Origin of the sequence: Neptuniibacter sp. QD48_11, assembly GCF_047778095.1 — a bacterium.
Classification (GTDB): Bacteria; Pseudomonadota; Gammaproteobacteria; order Pseudomonadales; family Balneatricaceae; genus Neptuniibacter.
In genome coordinates, this window is record NZ_CP180551.1 from 2,741,541 (window position 1) to 2,763,685 (window position 22,145).

The following is a 22,145-nucleotide window of genomic DNA, read 5'->3' on the forward strand; positions in this document are numbered from 1 at the left end:
AGCTAACAGCCTAATGTATGCCTTAGCAGAAAACAATTCTGCTAAGGCAATAGAAAGGAAATAAACGAGATTTAAGGTTTGTTTATTTTTGACTTAGGATCTGGAAAGAGTTTGCCATCGTTTCAAATTCAGGGAGCTCTTTGTCAAAGAAATACAACGCTGGCGATTTATAGCTTAAAATGTAGAGACTTTTTTCCATAATGGTGCCGTAGACCAGCACCTTAAAAACTAAGCCGTTGGGGTTAGTTACATTTAATGTCAATTTAAACCCATCATTTCCATTAATATCCATAGGAACTAATTGGTTTTTCTCAACCGTTAAACCAGATTGTTGTGCTTTGAGGTTTTCTACGAAATGATCCGCGACCTCATTCACTAGAGTATCAGACTTTAATTTCACATCGATAAATTCAAAAGGCTTGTCTAAAGAGCTTTCACGAAAGTTTACCCATTGAAGTGCAGGCCCCTCTTTTGTTAATACAATAGTGTTTTCTTTGGAATCATTGTATTCAACCCACCCTCCAGGGATAGTTACTTCAAAATCTTTGCCTTTATTTTGTACAGTAGACTGCGTCTCTGGCAAGCGTGTAAAGACTTGGCACCCCGCTAGTACAAACATTAAACTAAGGATGACTAACTTCTTCATAATACGATTCCTTTCTTACTGCATTTTCTTTAAATAGTATTCCGCAAAGGCTGTATCAGCCGTGGCAGATGCAAATTTTAAATATTGTTCTAAATGATTTTTGGCTAATTCATTTTGTTTACGTTTAATAAAATGAAAACCAAGTGCTTTATGTGCCTCAGCAAACTGCGGTTTCTTTTCGACTTCAGCAATCAATAGCTGTTCCGCCTTATCAGAACTGGCATCATCTGCCTTCTTTAGTAACGCTAGTGCCTTCAGAAAGTTTAACCTATCCTGATAGATTCTTTCCGCACCTTGGTCTTCCAAGGTAGCTAATACAGCATTAACTCGACCTGCCGCTAACTTTTCCTTTATAACTGGCACTCGGATTCCACCAACAATTGATTGATAGCGTTCAAAGCCAATCTCACCTTTGGTTTGATCAGTTAAATCGGCATTTAATGTTTTAAAGTTACCAATACGCTCTTGCAGCTTAGGGTGACTTGCAAAAAAGTAAGGCTCATCAATATCGTTAGCTTTGACTTCACGAGCTAGAATTTCAAAAGCTCTGGTTGCTTCAGATGTTGCATAGCCTGCCTTTCTCAAACGTTCAAAACCCAAATTATCAGCTTCCGTTTCATGCTCTTGTGAATAACCACTTATAGAGTTCATCGCAACAAGTTGACCAGCAAGCGGGATACCAATCATAGAAACAGCAAGCGCCCACCCCTGACTATTCTGGTTATAAATTCTCTGCTTAGCACTGTGTTTTTGTAAAAAGTGAATGCCTTCATGGGCTAGAACAGAAGCAATTTGAGCTTCATTTTCCAATGAAGCCAGCATACCCAAATTGATATAAATACTTCCATTAGGCAAAGCGAAGGCATTTAAAACTGGTGCACGATGTAAATCGACTTTAATGTGCCCTTTAAATTCCGGGTAAAGACGATCCATGATTTCCTGCAAATAAACTTTTATTTTTGGAAGATCTGGAATTTGTCGCCCTTTCTGCATTGCAGTATCAAACTTGTCAGCCTGAAACCAAAGGCGATTCTCACCTTTGGTTTTAGCCTCAATTTCATCACCCGCCTCAAAGGACTTTATGTTAGTCGCCTTGCACCCCACCATTAGGAATACAAAACAACATAACAACACATGACGCCACATATTACTTTTCCGCTAACTGCACTACGGTTTTACCGACCGACTCCGCAGGTAGGGTTTCTAAAGCCTTAGTCACTGCTTGAGATACTTGCTCTTCTTCCAAGAAACCAACTTCTTGAGAGAATACAAAGTTGTTCCACACCACATTGCCGGTCTCTGTTTCGACAATACCGACAGTCAGGTACGAAAATCCCATCGGGATACCAACACCAAACAGGGCTGCTGCAATCATAGCAGCCTTCCGACCACCGGTACTGATATAGTCCTGCCCAGATACAAACACAGCGTAATCAACATTGTATTTATTCTTTAAGAACGAAAGTCCCGGCCCTAATGTCGTTTTTGTTTTAAGTTCATCATGCTTCCAAGCTGGAAAGCGACTTCTAATGATTTCGGAATCAACAACAGGATAATAAAGTTGAGTATATTGCTCTAACAGGTTTTCCTCTTCATCTGTTAAAGCAGGCTTATTAATCATATGAAAGCGTTCAAATGCTCCAAACTCTTTGTTAACCGCTTTATCGACTAACTTGGTTCCTGTCTCAGTCCATTCTGGAACTTCTTCCGAGTCACTGACTCCTAGTTCGAATATCTGAACATCGGCAGAGGTAACCAATAATTGGTGGGTATCTTTTGATTGTAAGGAACTTTCTAGTTGCTCGTGCTGACCTTTGTGAACAGACGTAACACAGCCTGAAAGCTTGAGAACACAAAGAAAAACTGAGAGGAATTGCAGTAAGCTAAACTGCTTGGAATTAAGGTATGCCATTAGCCCCATCCTTGAAACATTTCAGAAAATGGGGCAATGATACGGATTATTTATTTAGGTTTTCAATAGGCAATTTGCCTAACCTGTAATACGAACACGTTCAGGTTTAGTCCCTTCATCAGGCGTCTGCTGAGCCAAACGCTCTTTTGCACGGGCATCAATGATGTTTTTAAGCGCAATTAATAAACCCATGCCAACAAAGGCACCTGGTGGTAAAACGGCAAACAGGAAACCAGTGTAGTCATCAACAACGGTAATTTTCCAATCAGCTGCCATTGGACCAAATAGCAGATGCATATCGCTAAATAGCGTACCTAAACCTAGTAATTCGCGCATCGCACCTAAGATCACCAATACTGCGGTGAAGCCAAGCCCCATCATTAAGCCATCTAACAAAGACTCTTTAACAGGGTTCTTACATGCAAAAGCATCAGCACGCCCCATAATGGCACAGTTAGTTACAATCAATGGGATAAAAATACCTAAGATTAGGTATAACTCGTAAGTAAATGCCTTCATCAATAACTCAATTGCAGTAACAAATGAGGCAATGATCATTACAAAGATCGGAAGACGAACAGAATCGGGTACAAATTTACGGAACGCCGATACCGTGAGGTTAGAACCCAGTAATACCAGAATACTAGCAATACCCAAACCGATAGCATTAACAACTGTACCAGTTACTGCAAGCAACGGGCATAGACCAAGTAATTGAACTAACGCAGGGTTATTGTCCCACAAGCCATCCAAAGAGATTTTCTTATAATCAGCAGCCATTAGTTAGATACCTCCTGATTGTTATCTTGCTGTTCGGGCTTAACTTCTAGCAATGCAATGCGGTTGTCTTCAAAGTAATCTAGTGCTCGACCTACCCCGTTTACGATCGCGCGTGGCGTAATCGTGGCACCGGTAAACTGATCAAACTGACCGCCATCTTTTTTAACTGCCCAAACACCGCTGTTTTCTGTCGCTTTAGCACGGCCGTTAAAACTGTAGATCCAATCAGACTTCTTGGTTTCGACTTTATCCCCTAAGCCAGGTGTTTCTTTATGCGCTAATATGCGAACACCAGCTACAGAGCCATCAGCATTGATGCCAACAATAAAACTAATATTGCCACTGTAACCATCAGGTGCAACAACCGGCAAAATAACGGCTTTAACTAAACCATCTTTGCGCGCTCGATAAGCCGTGACCGGCATTTTATGCCCTAACTCAGCGACCTGAATATCCAAAGTATCTTGTAGTAACTGATTGTCGATCGTGTCACGAGGAACGATTTCATACAGAGCTTTTGCTTTAAACTCGCGCTCGTTATCAGCAATTTTATCTTGAGTAGATGCTTGTGTAATCGCGATGACCGCCGCACAGACAACAGCAAATAAACTAATCGCAACCGTACTCGATTTAATCGCACTAAATAACTGCATTATGAGCCCCCCTTCATGCCACGCTTAGCTTTTGCATGGCCATAAGTTCGAGGCTGGGTGTATTGATCAATAAAAGGCGCTGACAAGTTCATCAGCAATACAGCAAATGCAATCGCATCAGGGTATCCCCCCCAACCGCGAATAATATAAACCAATACGCCAATACCGATACCAAAATAGATCTTGCCACGATTACTAGTTGCAGATGTTACTGGGTCCGTTGCAATAAAGAACGCACCTAGCATGGTTGCTCCCGCCGTTAGGTGGAAAAACGGTCCAGCAAACGAAGATGGATCAATAATATGAAACAGCGTTGATATAACCGCTAGCGAACCTAACACAGCCATAGGCGTGTGGATGGTAAAAACTTTACGGTAAATTAAGAAGATACCACCCATCAGATAAGCAGCACTTACTGCATGCCACGCACCCATCCCTTCAGATAGGACAGGAACCGAGCGCCAGACTTCCTCTGTTGTTAATCCACTACGATGGCGCATGGCATCAAGCGGTGTCGCACCGGTGTAAGCATCTATTAGCGCAGGATCAACCGATCCAAAGATCACACCAAGTGTTTGTCCAAAACTTAGGACATTCCAGCTTCCTTCTGGGCCATTGAGCACAAAAGGCTCTGTCCAACTCGTCATCTGTACAGGGAAAGAAACCAGCAGCAACGCATAAGCAACCATTGCTGGGTTGAAAGGGTTCTGCCCCAGACCACCATACAAGTGCTTAGCAATCACAATAGCGACGAATACACCGACCATTGTCACCCACCATGGCGCAAATGGAGGTAAGGCTAGACCTAACAGCAACGCCGTAACGATTGCACTGTAGTCTTTTAGGTAAAAACCTAATGGGCGCTTACGTAGTTTAACTATGGCAGCTTCAAAACCTACTGCAAGCAAACATGCCCAGATAACATTGATTAAGGTGCCCCAACCAAAAAAGAACGTCATCGCAGCCAAACCAGGTAAGGTTGCGAGTATCAATAAACGCATTACATCAGCCGTACTGCTGGCCTTATGTAAATGGGGGGAGCTAGTGCGTATTAACGCCATCTGCTAACAAATCCTTAATCGCTAAAACGACTTAACGTCTGGTTTAATTTCTCTGCTTCTTGTTGAGCGGCTACTAACTGCTCTTCCATAGTAGGCAGATCATCAACATTATCTTCTCGAGCTTTAGTTAACGCTCTTTCCGCTTTGGTAACGGCCGCGCGAGCCATCGCAGCATCAATCTTTAACTGTTTAAGATCGATACCCTCTCCTGCAGCTTTCTCTATCAGCTGAATTTCATAAGCATCAAACGCCCCTTTAGCTTCATCGTGCAACTTAGTTAAACGCTGCACTTCTGCTTCCAACTCAGCTTGATCCGATTCTTCTGCATCATCTAAAGCATTCTGCGCCTTCTTCAGCTTGGTACGCATAATGGAAACATTCTGCTTCAAAGCTTTAGGGTCAACAGGTTCTGATTTTGCAGGCTCTTCTAACTCACCACCTGCTTGTAGATATTCCTGCTTCAGCTCTTCATGCTTACCACGCAGTTTTTCCACACCGGCTTTCATCTTCTCAGCCGCTGGGCTACCAGATTGAATCGCTTTGTCTAAAGCAACTTGAGCTTTATCTACTTTGGCCTGCATTGCATCCATATCAGCTTTAAGCTCATCTAGATTAACTGCTGGAGCGACAGGAGCAGCCGCAGAAGCTAGAACCGCTTTATCATATTCAGCTTTAGCTTCTTCGTATTTACCTTGCAGCTTCTCGACACCGGCTTTCATTTTTTCAGCCGCTGGGCTGCCAGATTCAATCGCTTTATCTAAGGCAATTTGAGCTTTCTTAACTTTGGCCTTGATAGCCTCCATATCTTCTTTAAGCTCATCTAGATTGACTGCAGGGGCTACGGGTGCAGAGGTTGGCGTTTGAGCCGCCTTATCATATTCAGCCTTAGCTTCTTCGTATTTACCTTGAAGCTTCTCTACACCTGCTTTCATTTTTTCTACAGCTGGGCTACCTGAAGCAATAGCTGCATCTAAGGCTTTTTGCGCTTTTCCCACCTTAGCCTTCATTGCAGCCATATCAGCTTTCAGCTCATCTAGATTAACAGCTGGAGCTACAGGTACAGAGGCTGGCGCTTGAGCTGCTTTATCATATTCCGCTTTAGCTTCTTCGTATTTACCTTGAAGCTTTTCTACACCCGCTTTCATTTTTTCTACAGCAGGGCTGCCTGAAGCAATAGCGGCATCCAAAGCTTTTTGCGCTTTTTCAACTTTGCCCTGCGCTGCATCCATCGTCTCTTTTAGCTCAGCTAAATTAACCGCTGGTTGTGTCGGCGCTGGTGCACCGCCAGATTCAGCTTGATCATACGCAGTTTGAGCCGCTTCAGTTTTAGCTTTCTGTTCAGCAACTTTGGCTTTAAGCGCTTCGAGATCACCATCACCAGACTCTTCGGCTTTGGCTAGCGTTTTTTCAGCTTGCTTCAACTTGGTTCGAGCAACGGCTGCATTGGTTTTAAGCTGTTTAACATCTACAACTGGTGCAGACGCGCTCGCTGGATTCTGAGCCTGATCGTAGGCCTCTTGTGCAGCCTTAGCTTTCGCTTCTAGCTCAGTCACGGTTTGACGTAACTGCTCAATACCATCTAACCCTTTAGACTCAGCATTTTCTAGTGCTTTCTGTGCTTTCTTCAGTTTGGTACGCGAGACTGCAGCAGCTGTTTTAAGCGCTTTAATATCTGGCTCACCCGATGGTTTAGCAGCTTCAGCAGTTTTACCTGACGCTAGTTTGTCTTTCTTAACTGCTTGCGCCTTCGCAGCTTCTTCTGCTCGTTGTTTACGACGCAGTTCTTTCTCTAACTTCTCTTGCTCCAAGCGAGCCTGACGAGCTTCGAAACGCTGACGTGCATGATCTGCTTTACGCTGCTCAGCTTCTTCTGCGCGGATCTCAGATTTAGCAAAACGGTAGTACTGTACCAACGGGATATTACTTGGACAGACATAAGAACAAGCACCACACTCTATACAATCAAATAAGTTATGGTGTTTGGCTTTTTCAAACTCTTTACCTTTCGCAAACCAATGCAATTGTTGCGGTAGTAACTCAGCAGGACATACCTGCTCACACATACCACAACGGATACAAGGGTTCGCTGCCGGTGCAGGCGGCATTTCGTCGTAAGTTGCGGCAATAACACAGTTGGTGGTTTTGATCATCGGGATAGATTGACTATCCACGGTATAGCCCATCATTGGACCACCAATAACTAAACGATAAAGCTCAGACTGACGTACTTCAGCAGCTTCCAACAAGCTTTCTAGTGGAGTACCGATCAATGCACGCATATTATGCGGATGACCTAAAGCGTCGCCTGTAACCGTCACAACACGGGAGATCAGAGGTACACCGTTATAAACAGCATCATAGATAGCAGAAGCTGTACCTATGTTTTGGCATACGATACCGACATCGGCAGGGATCTTTCCGCTTGGAACTTCGACACCTGTCAGCAGCTTAATCAACTGCTTTTCACCGCCCGATGGATAAACAGTTGGAACAACGACAATATCAATATCTTGCTTGGATTCTGCTACAGCAAGCTCGAGCGCACGGATAGCCTGAGGCTTGTTATCCTCAGTGCCAATCATAATGTGATGCGGTTTTAACAGGTGCGCGATAACCTCAATACCTTTGACGATGTCGTCTGCACGTTCACGCATCAACATATCGTCAGCAGTGATATAAGGCTCGCACTCCATCGCGTTGATAATCAACGTATTAACAATATGATCATCACCCAGATGAAGTTTCACATCGGTTGGGAAACCTGCGCCACCCATACCACTGATACCGTGATAGCGGATAAAATCGATCAACTCTTGTTTATTGATCGCCGTATAGTCTTCCAGACCTTTATGATCGCACCACTCATCTAAACCGTCGGTTTTAATCACCACACACGGGGCTGACATACCGGACATATGCGGTACAGGGCGAGACTCAATAGCCTCTACTACACCAGAGCTCGGCGCATGAACGCTAACACTTATGCGACCTGCTGCCTCAGCAATAACCTGACCTTTAAGCACTCGATCACCAACGGATACAACAAGCTCTGAAGGCGCACCGATATGCTGTGATAAGGGTACAACAAGCTGTTCAGGGATTGGCGCTATCTGAATCTGACCGCCGGTAGACTGATGCTTATTTTCAGGTGGGTGCACACCACCGTGGAAAGAATGCTTAGTACTCACGCTGCACCTCCCTCCACAACTTCACCACGCTGATCCGTTGCAATAAGTTGAACACCCGGCTTAGGCATATCCCACTTCCACGTTTGTAACGTGGTTTCAACTGGTAACATATCAATACAATCTACTGGGCAAGGCTCTACACAAAGGTCACAACCTGTGCATTCAGATGTAATAACCGTGTGCATCTGCTTAGCTGCACCTAAAATGGCATCAACTGGGCACGCCTGAATACATTTAGTACAACCGATACATTCATCTTCACGGATATAAGCTACAGCTTTAACGGGCTCTTCTTCCGCGCCACCTTCAAGAGGAATCGCTTCCACATCCAGAAGGTCGGCTAAAGTTTCTACTGTGCTTTGGCCACCTGGAGGGCATTTATTAATTGCGTCACCCTCTGCAATTGCCTCTGCGTAAGGACGACAACCAGGGTAACCACACTGACCACACTGGGTCTGCGGCAAAATACTGTCGATTTGATCGACTAGAGGGTTACCTTCAACTTTGAAGCGTACTGAGGCAAATCCCAATAGCAAACCAAAAGCTAAAGCTAAGCCTAAGAGAGCTAATACGGCGATGATTACGATATCCACGGTCGGCTCCTAAATCTGTACCAGACCGGTGAAGCCCATAAATGCCAAGGACATCAGACCAGCAGTCACCATACCGATCGCAGCCCCCTGAAATGGCATAGGGACATCAGCCACCGCAATACGCTCACGCATTGCAGAGAAAAGAATCAAAGCAAGTGAGAAGCCGATTGCAGCGCCAAAACCGTAAACAATAGAATCAATAAAGCCATTCAGCTTTTTGATATTTAGTAACGCAACCCCTAGAACTGCACAGTTAGTGGTAATCAACGGCAAGAAGATACCTAACACTTTGTACAAAAGCGGGCTGGTTTTACGAACAACCATCTCAGTGAACTGTACAACAACCGCTATCACTAAGATAAATGTAATCGTTTGCAGATACTCTAACGCAAGAGGCTGCAGGAGATATGTGTACGCAAGATAACTACATACGGACGACAGAGTCAGTACAAACGTGGTCGCCAAGGACATACCCATCGCGGTTTCCAGCTTATTGGAAACCCCCATAAATGGACACAATCCAAGGAATTGAACCAGTACAAAGTTGTTTACCAGCACAGTGCTGATAACAATCAGAAGATATTCTGTCATAAGATCCGTATAGCTATCGAAACCTACCCCTAAAAGAAAATTAGTAAAATCTAATCTTACTATCTCTTATAAGGTTTCGGTATAGCGATATTCTGATTTAAAACAATAAACCGGGAGATCAAGCTCCCGGTTTTTCCATTCGAGAATGGTCTTTTATTTCAATAGCTCTAGTGCGCTTGCTAGTTTCTCAACGTCAGTAGACCCCTGAAGTTGATCAACGTTCAACGCAACTGCACCTTCAACTGCATCGTCAGTTTCAAGCAGAGAAATAAGACCTGCTTGATTTAGAACAGCAGACGCATTCTGAGCACCGCCCTGAAGTTGTTCAGCGTTAAGCGCTACAACTGCACGACCTTGTTCGAACAATACTGACTCTAGGCTAAACAATAGTGTTTGACGCTGTTCAGCACTACCACCAGCGATAGTCGCTGTAGCAGCCTGCTGACCGAAACGAATTGTACGATCAGATGTTGTAACTGCAGAAGCACTAACTAGCTTAGATTCCAGATCAGTCTGCTCATCACCACCCTCGATGATCATACCCGCAGCAACAGTTGCATTAGTTAGACGATCAACGATGATGAAAGAACCTGTACCATGGTGAGCACGGTAATCATCAGCAACAACTGGACGCTCTAGAGTAATCTCACAACGTGCGATTTCGTTTAGCTCTAGAGAGTCAGCAGCAGACTGTTCTAGGGTATTAACGTCTACACGGTGACGAACGTTACTGATACCACCAGCAATACGCGTAGTGTTCAGTTTAACTTCGTACTGACGACCTTTCTGCAAAGGTTCCTCAGACATCCATACGACCATGGAGTCAAAACGGTTTGTTGTTTCTGGAACATCGTTGCTGTGAACAAGAATATCGCCACGAGAGATATCAATCTCATCTTCCAAAGTTAGCGTTACTGCCATTGGTGGAAATGCTTCTTCAATTTCACCTTCGTAAGTAACAATCGACTTAACCTTGCTGGATTTACCAGAAGGCAGCACAGTTACTTCGTCGCCTGGGCGAACGATGCCGGAAGTCAAAGTACCGCAGTAACCGCGGAAGTCTAGGTTAGGACGGTTAACGTACTGCACAGGAAAACGTAAGCTATCGAAGTTTTGGTCGTTAGCCAGCTCAACTGTTTCCAGTGTTTCCATCAATGGCTCGCCTTTAAACCAGCTCATTGGTTCAGAAGGTGTTACAACGTTATCACCCTTCAATGCAGAAATCGGTACAAACTGAATATCAGGCAGATCTAGCTGCTTAGAGAACTCAAGGTAATCAGCTTTGATCTCTTCAAAACGCTCTTCACTGAAATCAACTAGGTCCATTTTGTTGATAGCAACAATAGTGTGCTTAATACCTAGTAGAGAAACGATAAAGCTGTGACGTTTAGTCTGAACCTGTACACCGTGACGTGCATCGATAAGGATGATCGCAAGATCACAGGTAGATGCACCTGTTGCCATGTTACGTGTGTATTGCTCATGGCCCGGAGTATCCGCGATAATGAACTTACGCTTAGATGTAGAGAAGTAACGGTAAGCAACGTCGATAGTGATACCTTGCTCACGCTCTGCTGCAAGACCATCAACTAGAAGCGCAAGGTCAAGCTCTTCACCAGCATTACCAACACGCTCATTATCCTTCTGGATAGCAGCAAGCTGATCTTCATAAATCATTTTAGAGTCATGTAGTAGACGGCCAATCAATGTAGATTTGCCGTCATCCACGCTACCACAAGTCAAAAAACGTAATAGCTCTTTGTTCTCGTGCTGGTGCAGATATGCTTGGATATCAGATTCAATCAGTTCGCTTTGGTGACTCATTTTTTTCCCCTTAGGAAAGCGGCAAGCTGGTCATTTAGATAGCTTGTCGCTGAATATTCTTTTCAATATGGATGTAAGGTGTGGCCTATAAACTCATACCGCCACGTTTCTAAGTAGAGTTCTAGAAATAACCTTCCATCTTTTTCTTCTCCATCGAACCAGAACTATCATGGTCGATCGCACGGCCCTGACGTTCAGAAGTCGTTGTCAGCAACATCTCCTGAATAATGTCCGGCAAAGTTGCCGCGTCAGATTCCACTGCACCTGTTAGTGGGTAGCAGCCAAGAGTACGGAAACGTACGCTCTTCATTTCTGGCACTTCGCCCTCTTCCAATGGCATACGCTCATCATCAACCATGATCAACATACCATCGCGCTCAACCACTGGGCGCTTAGCAGAATAGTAAAGAGGAACGATAGAGATATTTTCTAGATAGATATACTGCCAGATATCCAGTTCAGTCCAGTTAGATAGAGGGAATACACGGATACTTTCACCTTTATCTACACGTGTGTTGAACACGTTCCATAGTTCAGGGCGCTGGCTCTTTGGATCCCAACGGTGATTCTGGTCACGGAAAGAGAATACACGCTCTTTCGCACGAGATTTTTCTTCATCACGACGAGCACCACCAAACGCAGCGTCAAACTGGTATTTGTCTAGAGCCTGCTTAAGTGCTTGAGTCTTCATGATATCAGTGTGCTTTGAAGAGCCGTGAGTAAACGGACCTACCCCCATATCAACACCTTCTTGGTTGATATGAACTAGCAGCTCCATACCCGCTTCTTTTGCCATCTTGTCACGGAATTCAATCATCTCTCTGAATTTCCATGTAGTATCAACATGCAAAAGAGGGAAAGGAGGTTTACCTGGCGCAAACGCTTTACGTGCAAGATGAAGCATTACCGCTGAATCTTTACCTACAGAGTAAAGCATAACTGGGTTATCAAACTCAGCTGCCACTTCACGGATGATATGGATACTTTCAGCTTCAAGCTGCTTAAGGTGCGTCAAACGGTGTTCAGGCAAAGCACTCATTAGAAAATACTCTCTTTATATAAACAGTTTGGATACCAAGCATGACCACCTCCCGCAGAAGCCTACATAAAAGGTCGAATTAATATACCTAGCTATCCTATAATGCGGCGCATTATCGCAGCCCTCTCAATAAAACGCAAAAGAATATATAATTACTTTTTTATAGCCTTTAGCTATATAAGATAACCTATCTATTACTTTTCAAATTGTTACCTCTCGTTATCACCAAAAGAAATAACAAGATTCCCAATTATTATTTTGAGTTATAACAAACCTCCTTTATCATGCCGCCAGTTTATTCTTGGACAGGTCTATCTATGGAACTTGCGTACAGTTTTGCAGGATTAGTTGTTGGCTTTATCGTCGGCCTCACCGGTATAGGTGGTGGTGCTTTGATGACGCCTATCCTGATTGTTGTATTCGGAATTCCGCCAGTTACAGCTGTAAGCACCGATTTACTGTATGCAGCGGTTACAAAATTCGGCGGTACTTTCTCTTATGCAAGAAAGAAACTTATCGAGTGGAAAGTCGTTCTTCTTTTATTACTAGGCAGTATTCCTGGCAGTTTGCTAACCCTAAGCTACCTAAAAGGTCTAGATGGACTAGAACAAATAGAACACATAATGAACATGACGCTAGGCGTATCATTAGTGTTAACGTCCATCGCTGTATTCTTGCGTAATCAAATTCGCAATCAAGCCATGAAATGGCAGCATACATCAGCAGCAAGCCACGCAAAAAAATGGCGTCCCGCTATTACGGTGTTGATGGGTATTCTACTGGGAGGTCTGGTAACATTGTCGTCAGTTGGCGCAGGGGCCCTTGGTACAGCTATTTTAATTTTATTGTATCCACGTATGAGTATGCCAACCATCGTGGGTTCCGACCTAGTTCATGCGGTAGTGCTTACATCAGTTGCAGGCGCAGGTCATTATGGAATGGGCAATGTCGATCTTAGCCTGCTCCTATACCTATTAATCGGCTCTTTGCCGGGTGTATTTGTGGGTAGCCATCTCGGCACACGATTATCACCAAAAATTATGCAGCCTATTATGGGCTCAATATTATTAGCCATCGGTCTGCGCTTCGTAATCGCAGGTTAAAACCCGAAAAGTGAGGTGTTGCACCCGATTAAGGGTCCAACAAGGGAAAAGTTATGTATCAGTATAACTCTGTCGACCAGAAACTGGTTGACGAACGTGTTGAGCAATTTAGAGATCAGACTCGCCGCTTCCTAGCAGGCGAACTGCCAGAAGATGACTTTCTAGCACTACGTCTGATGAACGGTTTGTATGTACAACGTCACGCGCCAATGCTGCGTGTAGCGGGTCCATACAACATGTATAACTCAACCCAATTCCGTAAACTGGCTCATATCGCACGTACTTATGACAAGGGCTATGCGCACTTTACTACGCGTACTAACCTGCAGTTTAACTGGCCGAAGCTAGAAGAAGTGCCTGATATTCTTGCTGAGCTTGCTGAAGTTCAGATGCACTCGATTCAAACGTCTGGTAACTGTATCCGTAATACAACGACGGATCAGTTCGCAGGTGTAATCCCAAATGAGATTGAAGATTCTCGTCCGTACTGTGAAATCATTCGTCAGTGGTCATCACTTCACCCTGAATTTGCGTATCTACCTCGTAAGTTCAAGATTGCGATCTCTTCTTGCGCAAATGACCGTGCAGCAACACAAGTTCATGATATCGGTCTTCACATCGTTAAAAACGATGCTGGCGAAGTTGGTTTTGAAGTACTTGTAGGTGGTGGCCTTGGCCGTACTCCTATGATCGCTAAGCAGATCAATCCGTTCCTAGCTAAGGAAGATCTACTTTCTTACCTAGAAGCTATCATCCGTGTTTACAACATGAATGGTCGCCGCGATAACAAATACAAAGCACGTATCAAAATTTTGGTACAAGCTGTAGGTATCGATAAGTTCCGCGAGCAAGTTGAGGAAGAGTGGGCGCACATTCGTGACACTGACCTTAAACTACCAATGGAAGAGATCGAGCGCGTAAAAGCATTCTTTAAACCATTCGATTACGATGCATCAGCTGCTGCAGATACTTCACTTGAAGCTAAACTTGCAGAGAATGAAGATTTCAACACTTGGTATGAGCGTAACACTGTAGAGCATAAAGTAGATGGTTACCGCATCGCTTATGTATCGCTAAAACCATACCTAAAACCTGCTGGCGATATCACTGCTGATCAACTAGATCTAGTAGCTGATCTTGCTGACAAGTTCAGCTTCGGCGAAATTCGTGCTACTCACAACCAAAACTTGGTTTTGGCTGATGTTAAGAAAGCTGACCTATACGCAGTATGGGAAGTGCTTGCAAATGCAGATCTAGCACGTCCAAACATCGGTACACTTACAGACATGACTGTTTGCCCGGGTGGTGACTTCTGTGCTCTAGCTAATGCTCGTACTCTGGGTGTAGCAGATCAGATCAACAAGAAATTTGAAGACATGGACTTTGTTCATGACCTTGGTGATCTGAAACTGAACATGTCTGGCTGCATGAACGCTTGTTCTCACCACCACGTTGGTCACATCGGTATTTTGGGTGTGGATAAGAAAGGTGAAGAGTGGTACCAAATTACCCTAGGTGGTGATGATGGTTCTGATGCAGCATTAGGTAAGGTTATTGGCCGTGCTGTAGCTTCTGACGAAGTCGCTAACACCCTAGAAAAAGTGCTGGAAGTATACGTTCAACAGCGCTTTGAGAACGAACGTTTCATTGATACATTCCGTCGTATCGGTATTGCACCATTTAAGGAGTACGTATATGCCCCTGCTAATTAATCGTGAAGTTGTTGCTGACAACTGGACTCTGATCAACGAAGAATCACTTGATCAAACGGGTGACATCATCGTACCGCTAGCGCTTTACTTGGAAAACCAAGACGCACTTACTAACCGTGAAGGCCAAGTAGCTGTGAAAGTGAATGGTGATGACGATATCGATTTTCTAGTTGAGAACTTAGACAAATTCCCACTAGTAGCGATCGACTTCCCTGCTTTCCGTGACGGCCGTGGATTTAGTATTGCACGCTTACTTGTTCGCGCTGAGTATAAAGGTGAAATCCGTGCAACGGGTGATATTGGCCAAGACCGTTTTGCTTATCTAGAGCGTTGTGGCTTTACAGCTATTGAAGTTGCTGATGACGTATTTAAGCCTGAAATGCTTAAGTCCTTCGATGAGATGAGCAACTATTACCAAAGCGCTGCGGATAAAGTTCGCGCAGTTTATCACCAGTAATTAATAGTGACGGTGAGGTCCTATTTATGAGTGAGCAAATTACTGCAGAGCTACAAGCAAAGGTTGAAGCCGTTGCAGCTCTACTAAAAAAAGGCTATCAGGATCACGAGGGATCCCTAGTCTTCGCAAACAGCCTAGGTGCTGAGGACGTAGTTATTGCTGATCTGATCAGCAAATTCTGCCCTGAGATCAGCAACTTTGTATTGGACACAGGCCGCCTGCCAGAAGAAACACTTAAGCTTCTTGCGGACGTGCAAAAACAATATCCTAATGTAACATTTAACGTTTACTACCCAGAGGGTGCGGACGTTGAAGCTTATGTTGCAGAGAACGGTGTTAATGCATTTTACGAGTCACAAGAACTACGTAAAGGCTGCTGCTTTGTTCGTAAAATCAAGCCACTAAAGCGTGCACTTTCTGGCAACAAAGCTTGGATTACAGGCCTTCGCCGCGAACAGTCAGTCACTCGTGACGAGATCCAGTTCGAAGAGTGGGATGAAGGTAACAATATGCACAAGCTAAATCCTCTGGCGGATTGGTCAGAGAAAGAGGTTTGGGCATACATCAAAGCTAATGATGTTCCTTACAACGAACTACATGACAAACACTATCCAAGCATCGGTTGTGCACCATGCACACGCGCGATCTCTATGGGTGAAGATGTACGTTCTGGCCGCTGGTGGTGGGAAAACCCAGAAAACCGTGAATGCGGTTTACACCCAGCAACGCCGCTAAATTTCAAAAAGTAATACCTAGAGAGAGCAGGACGCTTTCTCGTACAGGAGATCCCCCTGCGCCATTCAGTAGATCTGTTTGGTGCAGGATCATCTTAATTCTAAGACGCACCATTTTTAAGCACCGAAAATATGCACGCCCCAATTCGGTGAATTAACTCCCTTTCTATACGCCCAAAACTTAAATCTACTGGTAAACTAATAGATATAAATACGGTTGGTTGCAGCTCTGTATAGCTATGCACTTGGCTTTAAATAGATAGCTATTAAACCAATCATTCTTAGGCATATAGGTTGCATAACTTATTCATAAATAACGACAACCGACCTCTCAGGCAGATAAAACCTGAGTCATTTTCTGGAGAGATTTTGTGGATTACCTACCGCTATTTTTTAAGCTGACCAATCAGAAAGTCTTGCTTGTAGGTGGAGGAAATATAGCCTTACGTAAAGCTAAATTACTTTGCAGAGCGGGCGCTCATGTCACCGTCATCTCCCATAAGGTAAGTGACGATCTCCAAGATCTTTTAGATGAAAACCAAGGAACCGCAATTATCGGCGAATATCACGCGGCCCTGCTAGATGACAAAATATTAGTCATCGCTGCAACGGATGATAACCCCCTTAACGAGCGTGTTCACTTCGACGCTGTCGAAAAGAATATTCCGGTGAATGTTGTTGATAGCCCGAAACTTTGCACCTTTGTATTCCCAGCTATTGTGGATCGCTCCCCGGTGGTTATTGGTATCTCTTCAGGTGGTAGTGCTCCGGTTCTTGCTCGTCTACTTAGAGCCCGTTTGGAAACATGGATTCCAAAGTCTTACGGTAAACTTGCAAGCATCGCGAACCATTTCCGCGATCAGGTAAAACAGACTTTCAGCACCGTAAATCATCGACGTGTTTTCTGGGAAAACGTACTACAAGGCCAAATAGCCGAAAAAGTATTCGCTGGGCGGGATGAAGAAGCGGCAAAAATGATAGCTGACAAACTCGCAAACGAAGATCCTGAGCATCAGGTAGGCGAAGTTTACCTTGTCGGTGGCGGTCCAGGTGATCCGGAGTTATTAACATTTAAAGCACTACGTCTGATGCAACAAGCCGATGTCGTCCTCTACGATGCGCTTGTCTCCCCCGAAGTGCTAGACCTTTGTCGTCGCGATGCCGATCTGATTTTTGTGGGTAAAAAGCGTGATAACCATGCTGTTCCGCAAGAAGGTATCAATGAGCTTCTAGTGAAACATGCAAAACTAGGGCAACGAGTTGTTCGTCTAAAAGGCGGTGATCCCTTTATCTTTGGTCGCGGTGGCGAAGAGCTTCAAACCCTTAAAGAACATAATATCCCTTTCCAAGTGGTGCCAGGCATCACAGCAGCTAGTGCTTGTTCAACTTTTGCGGGCATCCCGCTGACGCACAGGAACTATGCACAGTCGGTTAAATTTGTAACTGGGCAGCTTAAAAACCGCACGACCGATCTGAACTTTAACGAGTTGGTTCATCCCAACCAAACCGTTGTCTTTTACATGGGCCTACATACCCTGCCTCAGCTCGCCGCCAAGATGATTGAACATGGCAAACCATCATCTACACCTGCAGCAATCATCTCCCGTGGGACATCGGCAGATCAAAAAGTACTAACAGGTACTTTAGAAACACTACCTCAGCTACAAGAAGAAGCTAAACTCCCAGCCCCTGCACTGATCATCGTGGGCGAGGTGGTTGAACTACATGAAAACCTAAGCTGGTTTGGCGAAGAAGTATTAGCTCAAAACCTAACACCAGTTAAAGCCGAACCTTAATCTTCTATAGGAAATACGATCAAACCAGTTACCCCCAAATTCTGGGGGTAACTCTATTTACAACCCGTGGATATCTTTGGTTTAGATCACTAGAGCCCTCGATATACCTAGCCTCAAAGCAAATGCTGCTTTTCTAAACACTTTACAAACAACATCACTTTCTTAGCTATTATTCAACCAGATAAACGACATTGTGAGTAAATTACAAACGGAAATCTGCACTGATATTTATCAGAGAGACGGGGCTATCACTGACTAAGGTTATCAAGGGGATAAAAACACATAGAAGGAAGAAAGTTTGATCACAGGCAGAATAACCTGCTTTGAGATAAGCGGTTGAGCAATAGCATGGTCAACCGCTTTTATTGAGGCTAACCGCTTACTTTTGGCTATCCATCTGCTTTTTCTTGACCTTATCAAGCAACTCTTCAGTGATACGCTCTAGGCCTTGCTGACGAGCAGCCTTCTCTACCTTATGACGAATTAGTTTACGTACAAAGAAAGGTGCTGCATCTACACGCTGTTTCGCAGCTTCGTCCCACTCTAGTTTGCCTGACATTACTTTTTACCAATTAAGAATTAAAGGCGGACATTATACGCACTCTGCCCTGAACAGAAAACAGACAGTGTCTGTTGGGTTTTACTCAGCAATTTACTTTTCCACAGTTAGAAAAGAACTATGCTGTAGATGTATCAATAGATCCGTACAGGGAAATAATCCTTCCTGTCACTAAGTGCAGAGATTACGTGGAGCTTTATATGTACCGCCTCATCTACAAAAGTGAACCCATTAGCAAAATGGATTGGGAGCAAGTCCGCAACATTCTGCACCAAAGCGAGAAAAATAACGAAACAAATGAGATAACAGGTGTCTTACTGGCATCTCAACACAACTTTCTTCAAGTAATTGAAGGTCGCTATGAATCTGTAAATAAACTTTTTATGGCATTAGTGCACGATCCAAGGCATACGAATATTCAACTTATCTCTTTTGAAATAATCGACAGCCGGCTTTTTGCAGGGTGGGGCATGAAAGGCCTAGGTCTACTCGACTTTAATACCGATCAAGTCGAGCAACTAAAAGCAAAATACGGCGAAGATAAGGGAGATATTCGCTTCCCTCTCGAAGGCTGGAAAGCACTTGCTTTAATCGATGACCTTAAGATGATGCAAGCGCTCCCCGAATGGAAACAAAGCTAATTATTTCTTAAATAAACCCGGTCTAATAGCACGTTTGGATGTATCAGGCTGGTAAGCTTCTACTTGTTCACGCTTAACTTGTTTTTTACCTTTTACCGGACGCTTCTTCATTGGCCGATCAGCAAAGTCTTCAATCTCTATGCGTTTACCATTCTCGATTCTTGGAACCGGTCTTAGTCGAATTTTCTGTTTAATCAGTTGCTCAATACGCTTAAGAAAGTCTCGTTCTGCCGGTGCTACTAAAGAGATCGCTTCACCACTTTCCCCCGCTCGACCTGTTCGGCCGATACGATGCACATAAGCTTCAGGAACATTCGGTAAGTCGTAATTCACGACATAAGGAAGCGCTTCAATATCCAAGCCTCGTGCCGCCACATCGGTAGCAACCAGAACATGCAATTCACCACTTAAAAACTCTTTGAACATGCGCTCTCGTTCACGCTGAGTTTTGTCGCCATGAATAGCAGCGGCGTAGATATCTTCTTTATTCAGATACTGTACAAGCTCATCAACGCGCTTTTTAGTTCGAGCAAATACTAGGGTTTGGCCCCACTTCTCTTCCTGAATCAGATAACTCAGGATCTCGGACTTATCGCTGTTATCCACGGCATAAGCGATCTGTTTGACCTGCTTTGCAGTCGAGTTACGCGGAGAGACTTTGATCTTCTGTGGATTATTGAGGTAAAAGTCGGCCAGTACTTCGATGCTTTCATCAGCGGTAGCAGTAAATAAAAGTGTCTGGCGAGACTCTGCAGCGTAATCCATGATCTTTTGAATGGGATCGATAAAGCCCAAATCAAGCATGCGATCAGCCTCATCCAAGACTAAAAATTCTAGGTGGTCGAGGTTAATCACTTTTTGCTGCAACAGATCTAACAACCGCCCCGGAGTTGCTACTAGGATGTCTGCACCGCGTTTCAGTTTACGAATCTGGTTATCCAAGCGCACGCCGCCATAGATAGACATCACACGCATACTTAGAGCACGACCATACTCCAGCGTATTATCTGCCACTTGAATGGCCAATTCACGCGTAGGTGCTAAAACCAGTGCTCTAACTTGACGATAGTTTTGTTGCGGCGGTGTTTTACTTAACTTCTCGATGATAGGTAGAGCGAAGCTAGCCGTTTTACCTGTACCCGTTTGCGCTTCCGCTAGTAAATCTTCACCTTTTAACACTAAAGGGATTGCTTTAGCTTGAATTGGTGTTGGCTGGGTATACCCGAGCTTTTCCAAACCAGACAGCAGTTCAGGGCATAAATTTAAATCAGAGAAAGCAGGGGTAGTCATCGCAACAAAGTACTCGCAAGTTATAAGCTATTCATTTTAACCTAACTTAGAGTGGCTCCGAACATTTTTGTAATGTTTACCGATTAACTGAATACCTTGTCTAATTTGTTCTTCCGACTCAGCACAGTATCCGATTACCAATCCATTCAGTTTCGGCCCCTCTTGGGTATAGCCCGATAGTGCTCTTACACCCAAACCATCTGCTTTTAACTGCTCGACCAGTCGCTTGTCTTCTATCTCATTTGGCAAACCCAGTACCAGATGCATTCCTCCTTCAGCGCCCAAAATAGGCAAGCCAGACAAACGGCTAGCTTTGACCTCTTGAGATAGAACATTAAGCCGTTTCTGATACAACCCGCTCATCTTTTTAATATGCCGTGCAAAAAATCCTTGCTCCATAAACTCAGCCATGGCCACTTGAGTAACGCCGGATAATCCACCATCCATATAGCGCCGCGCTCGATTAAATAAAGGCACTAAAAGTTCAGGTAGTACTACATAGCCTAAACGTATTGCAGGAAACATTGATCGACTAAAAGTCCCGGTATAGATCACCCTTTGATAATCGCTGATTGCAAACAGTGAAGAGACCGGATGACCATTGGAAAATTCTGAATCGTAATCATCCTCTAAAATCCAAGCGCCTTCCGTTTCAGCCCATCGAATAACCTCTAACCTTTCAGCAAGCGATATCGTATGCCCTAAAGGAAAGTTACGTGAAGGCGTCAAACTCAATAACGCAGCCTTCTGTGTTAGCGCATCAATTAGAGGAAACTGAACCGTATCAATCTTGCACCCCGCTGCTTTGAAAGCACCTGATATCCCAGGGAACCCTGGAGTTTCGACCACCACCTGATCACCAGAATTAGTTAATAACTGAGCAACCATATAGATTGCTTGCTGGGAACCTGAGGTCACCAAAATTTGATCCGGTTTTGCTTCGATGCCTCTATGCCGCAATAGATATTTTGAGATCTGCTCCCGCAATCTTAAATCACCTGCGGGAGGCGATGAGTCTAATGACTTAAACGATGCCGCTCTCGCTAAACAGCGCTTCCATTGTTCTATCGGAAACTGGTCGACTGCAGGTATTCCCGGTTGCAGTAACTTGCGCGTATCTGGATTTAAAGGCGTAAAACCTAAGAATTGCTTTGCATATTCCGAAACCGACAAACCGGGGTTTTGCTTAGTTTTCGAAGGCTTATTTCTCAACACTGACTCAGGCAAGTGAGCGACATAACTCCCTGAACCCGTCACCGTTTCAACATAACCCTCGGCAACTAACATTTCATAGGCCGTTTTAACTGTATTGCGGGCAACGCCAAGCGCGCTCGATAACTCTCGCGTTGCAGGTAAACGAGTACCACCCACCAGCGCCCCCTGCAAAATAGCCAACTGCAGACGTTTAAAAATAACCTGATAACGAGCCCCCTCATCAACGCTTTTAGGGGACTTAAGAATGTTTAGCAGCTGCGCACTCAACAAAATTGGGCCCATTGAATATACAAATATTGGATCTTATACAAACCAATTATAACCATTACTCTTCCACCATCTAAACCAATC

At 44.3% G+C, this 22,145-nt stretch carries 20 protein-coding genes; 6 read left to right on the forward strand and 14 right to left on the reverse strand.

What is annotated here, in order from left to right:
- Positions 1-82 precede the first annotated feature (82 nt).
- From ACMXYU_RS12765 to cysD, 11 genes are all read right to left on the reverse strand, one after another.
- A complete protein-coding gene (locus tag ACMXYU_RS12765) occupies positions 83-646 on the reverse strand; it encodes a PsbP-related protein (protein ID WP_415898982.1) in 564 nt (187 codons plus the stop codon).
- A gap of 15 nt (positions 647-661) precedes the next feature.
- Positions 662-1,792, reverse strand: coding sequence for a M48 family metallopeptidase (locus ACMXYU_RS12770; protein ID WP_415898983.1), 1,131 nt, complete (start codon positions 1,790-1,792; stop codon positions 662-664).
- Position 1,793: 1 nt separating this feature from the next.
- On the reverse strand, positions 1,794-2,558 hold the full coding sequence (locus ACMXYU_RS12775) for a hypothetical protein (protein WP_415898984.1): 765 nt from the start codon (positions 2,556-2,558) through the stop codon (positions 1,794-1,796).
- Between the two features lie 78 nt (positions 2,559-2,636).
- Positions 2,637-3,338 (reverse strand): electron transport complex subunit E, encoded by a 702-nt coding sequence (locus ACMXYU_RS12780; protein ID WP_415898985.1) that lies wholly within the window; start codon positions 3,336-3,338, stop codon positions 2,637-2,639.
- Positions 3,338-3,991, reverse strand: a complete 654-nt coding sequence (rsxG, locus tag ACMXYU_RS12785) for an electron transport complex subunit RsxG (protein ID WP_415898986.1) — start codon at positions 3,989-3,991, stop codon at positions 3,338-3,340. Before rsxG ends, ACMXYU_RS12780 begins: the two co-directional genes overlap by 1 nt.
- Entirely contained in the window at positions 3,991-5,052 is a 1,062-nt protein-coding gene (gene rsxD / locus ACMXYU_RS12790) for an electron transport complex subunit RsxD (protein ID WP_415898987.1), read from the reverse strand. Before rsxD ends, rsxG begins: the two co-directional genes overlap by 1 nt.
- Positions 5,053-5,066: 14 nt before the next feature.
- A complete protein-coding gene (gene rsxC / locus ACMXYU_RS12795; RefSeq protein WP_415898988.1) occupies positions 5,067-8,240 on the reverse strand; it encodes an electron transport complex subunit RsxC in 3,174 nt (1,057 codons plus the stop codon).
- Positions 8,237-8,833, reverse strand: a complete 597-nt coding sequence (gene rsxB, locus ACMXYU_RS12800) for an electron transport complex subunit RsxB (protein WP_415898989.1) — start codon at positions 8,831-8,833, stop codon at positions 8,237-8,239. Before rsxB ends, rsxC begins: the two co-directional genes overlap by 4 nt.
- A gap of 9 nt (positions 8,834-8,842) precedes the next feature.
- Positions 8,843-9,424, reverse strand: a complete 582-nt coding sequence (rsxA, locus tag ACMXYU_RS12805; protein WP_415882090.1) for an electron transport complex subunit RsxA — start codon at positions 9,422-9,424, stop codon at positions 8,843-8,845.
- Between the two features lie 153 nt (positions 9,425-9,577).
- Positions 9,578-11,248: a sulfate adenylyltransferase subunit CysN gene (cysN, locus tag ACMXYU_RS12810; RefSeq protein ID WP_415898990.1), complete on the reverse strand. Its 1,671-nt coding sequence runs from the start codon at positions 11,246-11,248 to the stop codon at positions 9,578-9,580.
- 121 nt (positions 11,249-11,369) lie between these two features.
- Positions 11,370-12,287, reverse strand: coding sequence for a sulfate adenylyltransferase subunit CysD (cysD, locus tag ACMXYU_RS12815; RefSeq protein ID WP_415885517.1), 918 nt, complete (start codon positions 12,285-12,287; stop codon positions 11,370-11,372).
- Positions 12,288-12,604: 317 nt separating this feature from the next.
- Between cysD and ACMXYU_RS12820 the strand changes: the two genes are divergently transcribed.
- From ACMXYU_RS12820 to cysG, 5 genes are all read left to right on the forward strand, one after another.
- Positions 12,605-13,390, forward strand: a complete 786-nt coding sequence (locus ACMXYU_RS12820; RefSeq protein WP_415889003.1) for a sulfite exporter TauE/SafE family protein — start codon at positions 12,605-12,607, stop codon at positions 13,388-13,390.
- 53 nt (positions 13,391-13,443) lie between these two features.
- A complete protein-coding gene (locus ACMXYU_RS12825; protein WP_415898991.1) occupies positions 13,444-15,102 on the forward strand; it encodes a nitrite/sulfite reductase in 1,659 nt (552 codons plus the stop codon).
- Positions 15,086-15,559, forward strand: a complete 474-nt coding sequence (locus ACMXYU_RS12830; protein WP_415898992.1) for a DUF934 domain-containing protein — start codon at positions 15,086-15,088, stop codon at positions 15,557-15,559. The genes ACMXYU_RS12825 and ACMXYU_RS12830 overlap by 17 nt, the downstream gene beginning before the upstream one ends.
- Positions 15,560-15,585: 26 nt before the next feature.
- The gene (locus ACMXYU_RS12835; RefSeq protein ID WP_415898993.1) at positions 15,586-16,308 is read left to right on the forward strand and encodes a phosphoadenylyl-sulfate reductase; all 723 of its coding nucleotides are present in this window, start codon (positions 15,586-15,588) and stop codon (positions 16,306-16,308) included.
- Positions 16,309-16,664: 356 nt separating this feature from the next.
- Positions 16,665-18,089, forward strand: coding sequence for a siroheme synthase CysG (gene cysG / locus ACMXYU_RS12840; protein WP_415898994.1), 1,425 nt, complete (start codon positions 16,665-16,667; stop codon positions 18,087-18,089).
- Between the two features lie 379 nt (positions 18,090-18,468).
- Here the strand turns inward: cysG and ACMXYU_RS12845 are convergent, their stop codons facing one another.
- A complete protein-coding gene (locus ACMXYU_RS12845) occupies positions 18,469-18,648 on the reverse strand; it encodes a PCP reductase family protein (protein ID WP_415882098.1) in 180 nt (59 codons plus the stop codon).
- A 200-nt stretch (positions 18,649-18,848) separates the two neighbouring features.
- Between ACMXYU_RS12845 and ACMXYU_RS12850 the strand changes: the two genes are divergently transcribed.
- Complete coding sequence (locus ACMXYU_RS12850; RefSeq protein WP_415898995.1) at positions 18,849-19,289, forward strand: BLUF domain-containing protein; 441 nt, start codon at positions 18,849-18,851, stop codon at positions 19,287-19,289.
- On the opposite strand, the gene ACMXYU_RS12855 is transcribed toward ACMXYU_RS12850, so the two are convergent.
- Positions 19,290-20,579 carry a DEAD/DEAH box helicase gene (locus ACMXYU_RS12855; protein ID WP_415898996.1) on the reverse strand — a complete coding sequence of 430 codons (1,290 nt, stop codon included), beginning with the start codon at positions 20,577-20,579 and terminating at the stop codon, positions 19,290-19,292.
- 36 nt (positions 20,580-20,615) lie between these two features.
- Complete coding sequence (locus tag ACMXYU_RS12860) at positions 20,616-22,061, reverse strand: PLP-dependent aminotransferase family protein (RefSeq protein ID WP_415898997.1); 1,446 nt, start codon at positions 22,059-22,061, stop codon at positions 20,616-20,618.
- Between the last annotated feature and the right edge of the window lie 84 nt (positions 22,062-22,145).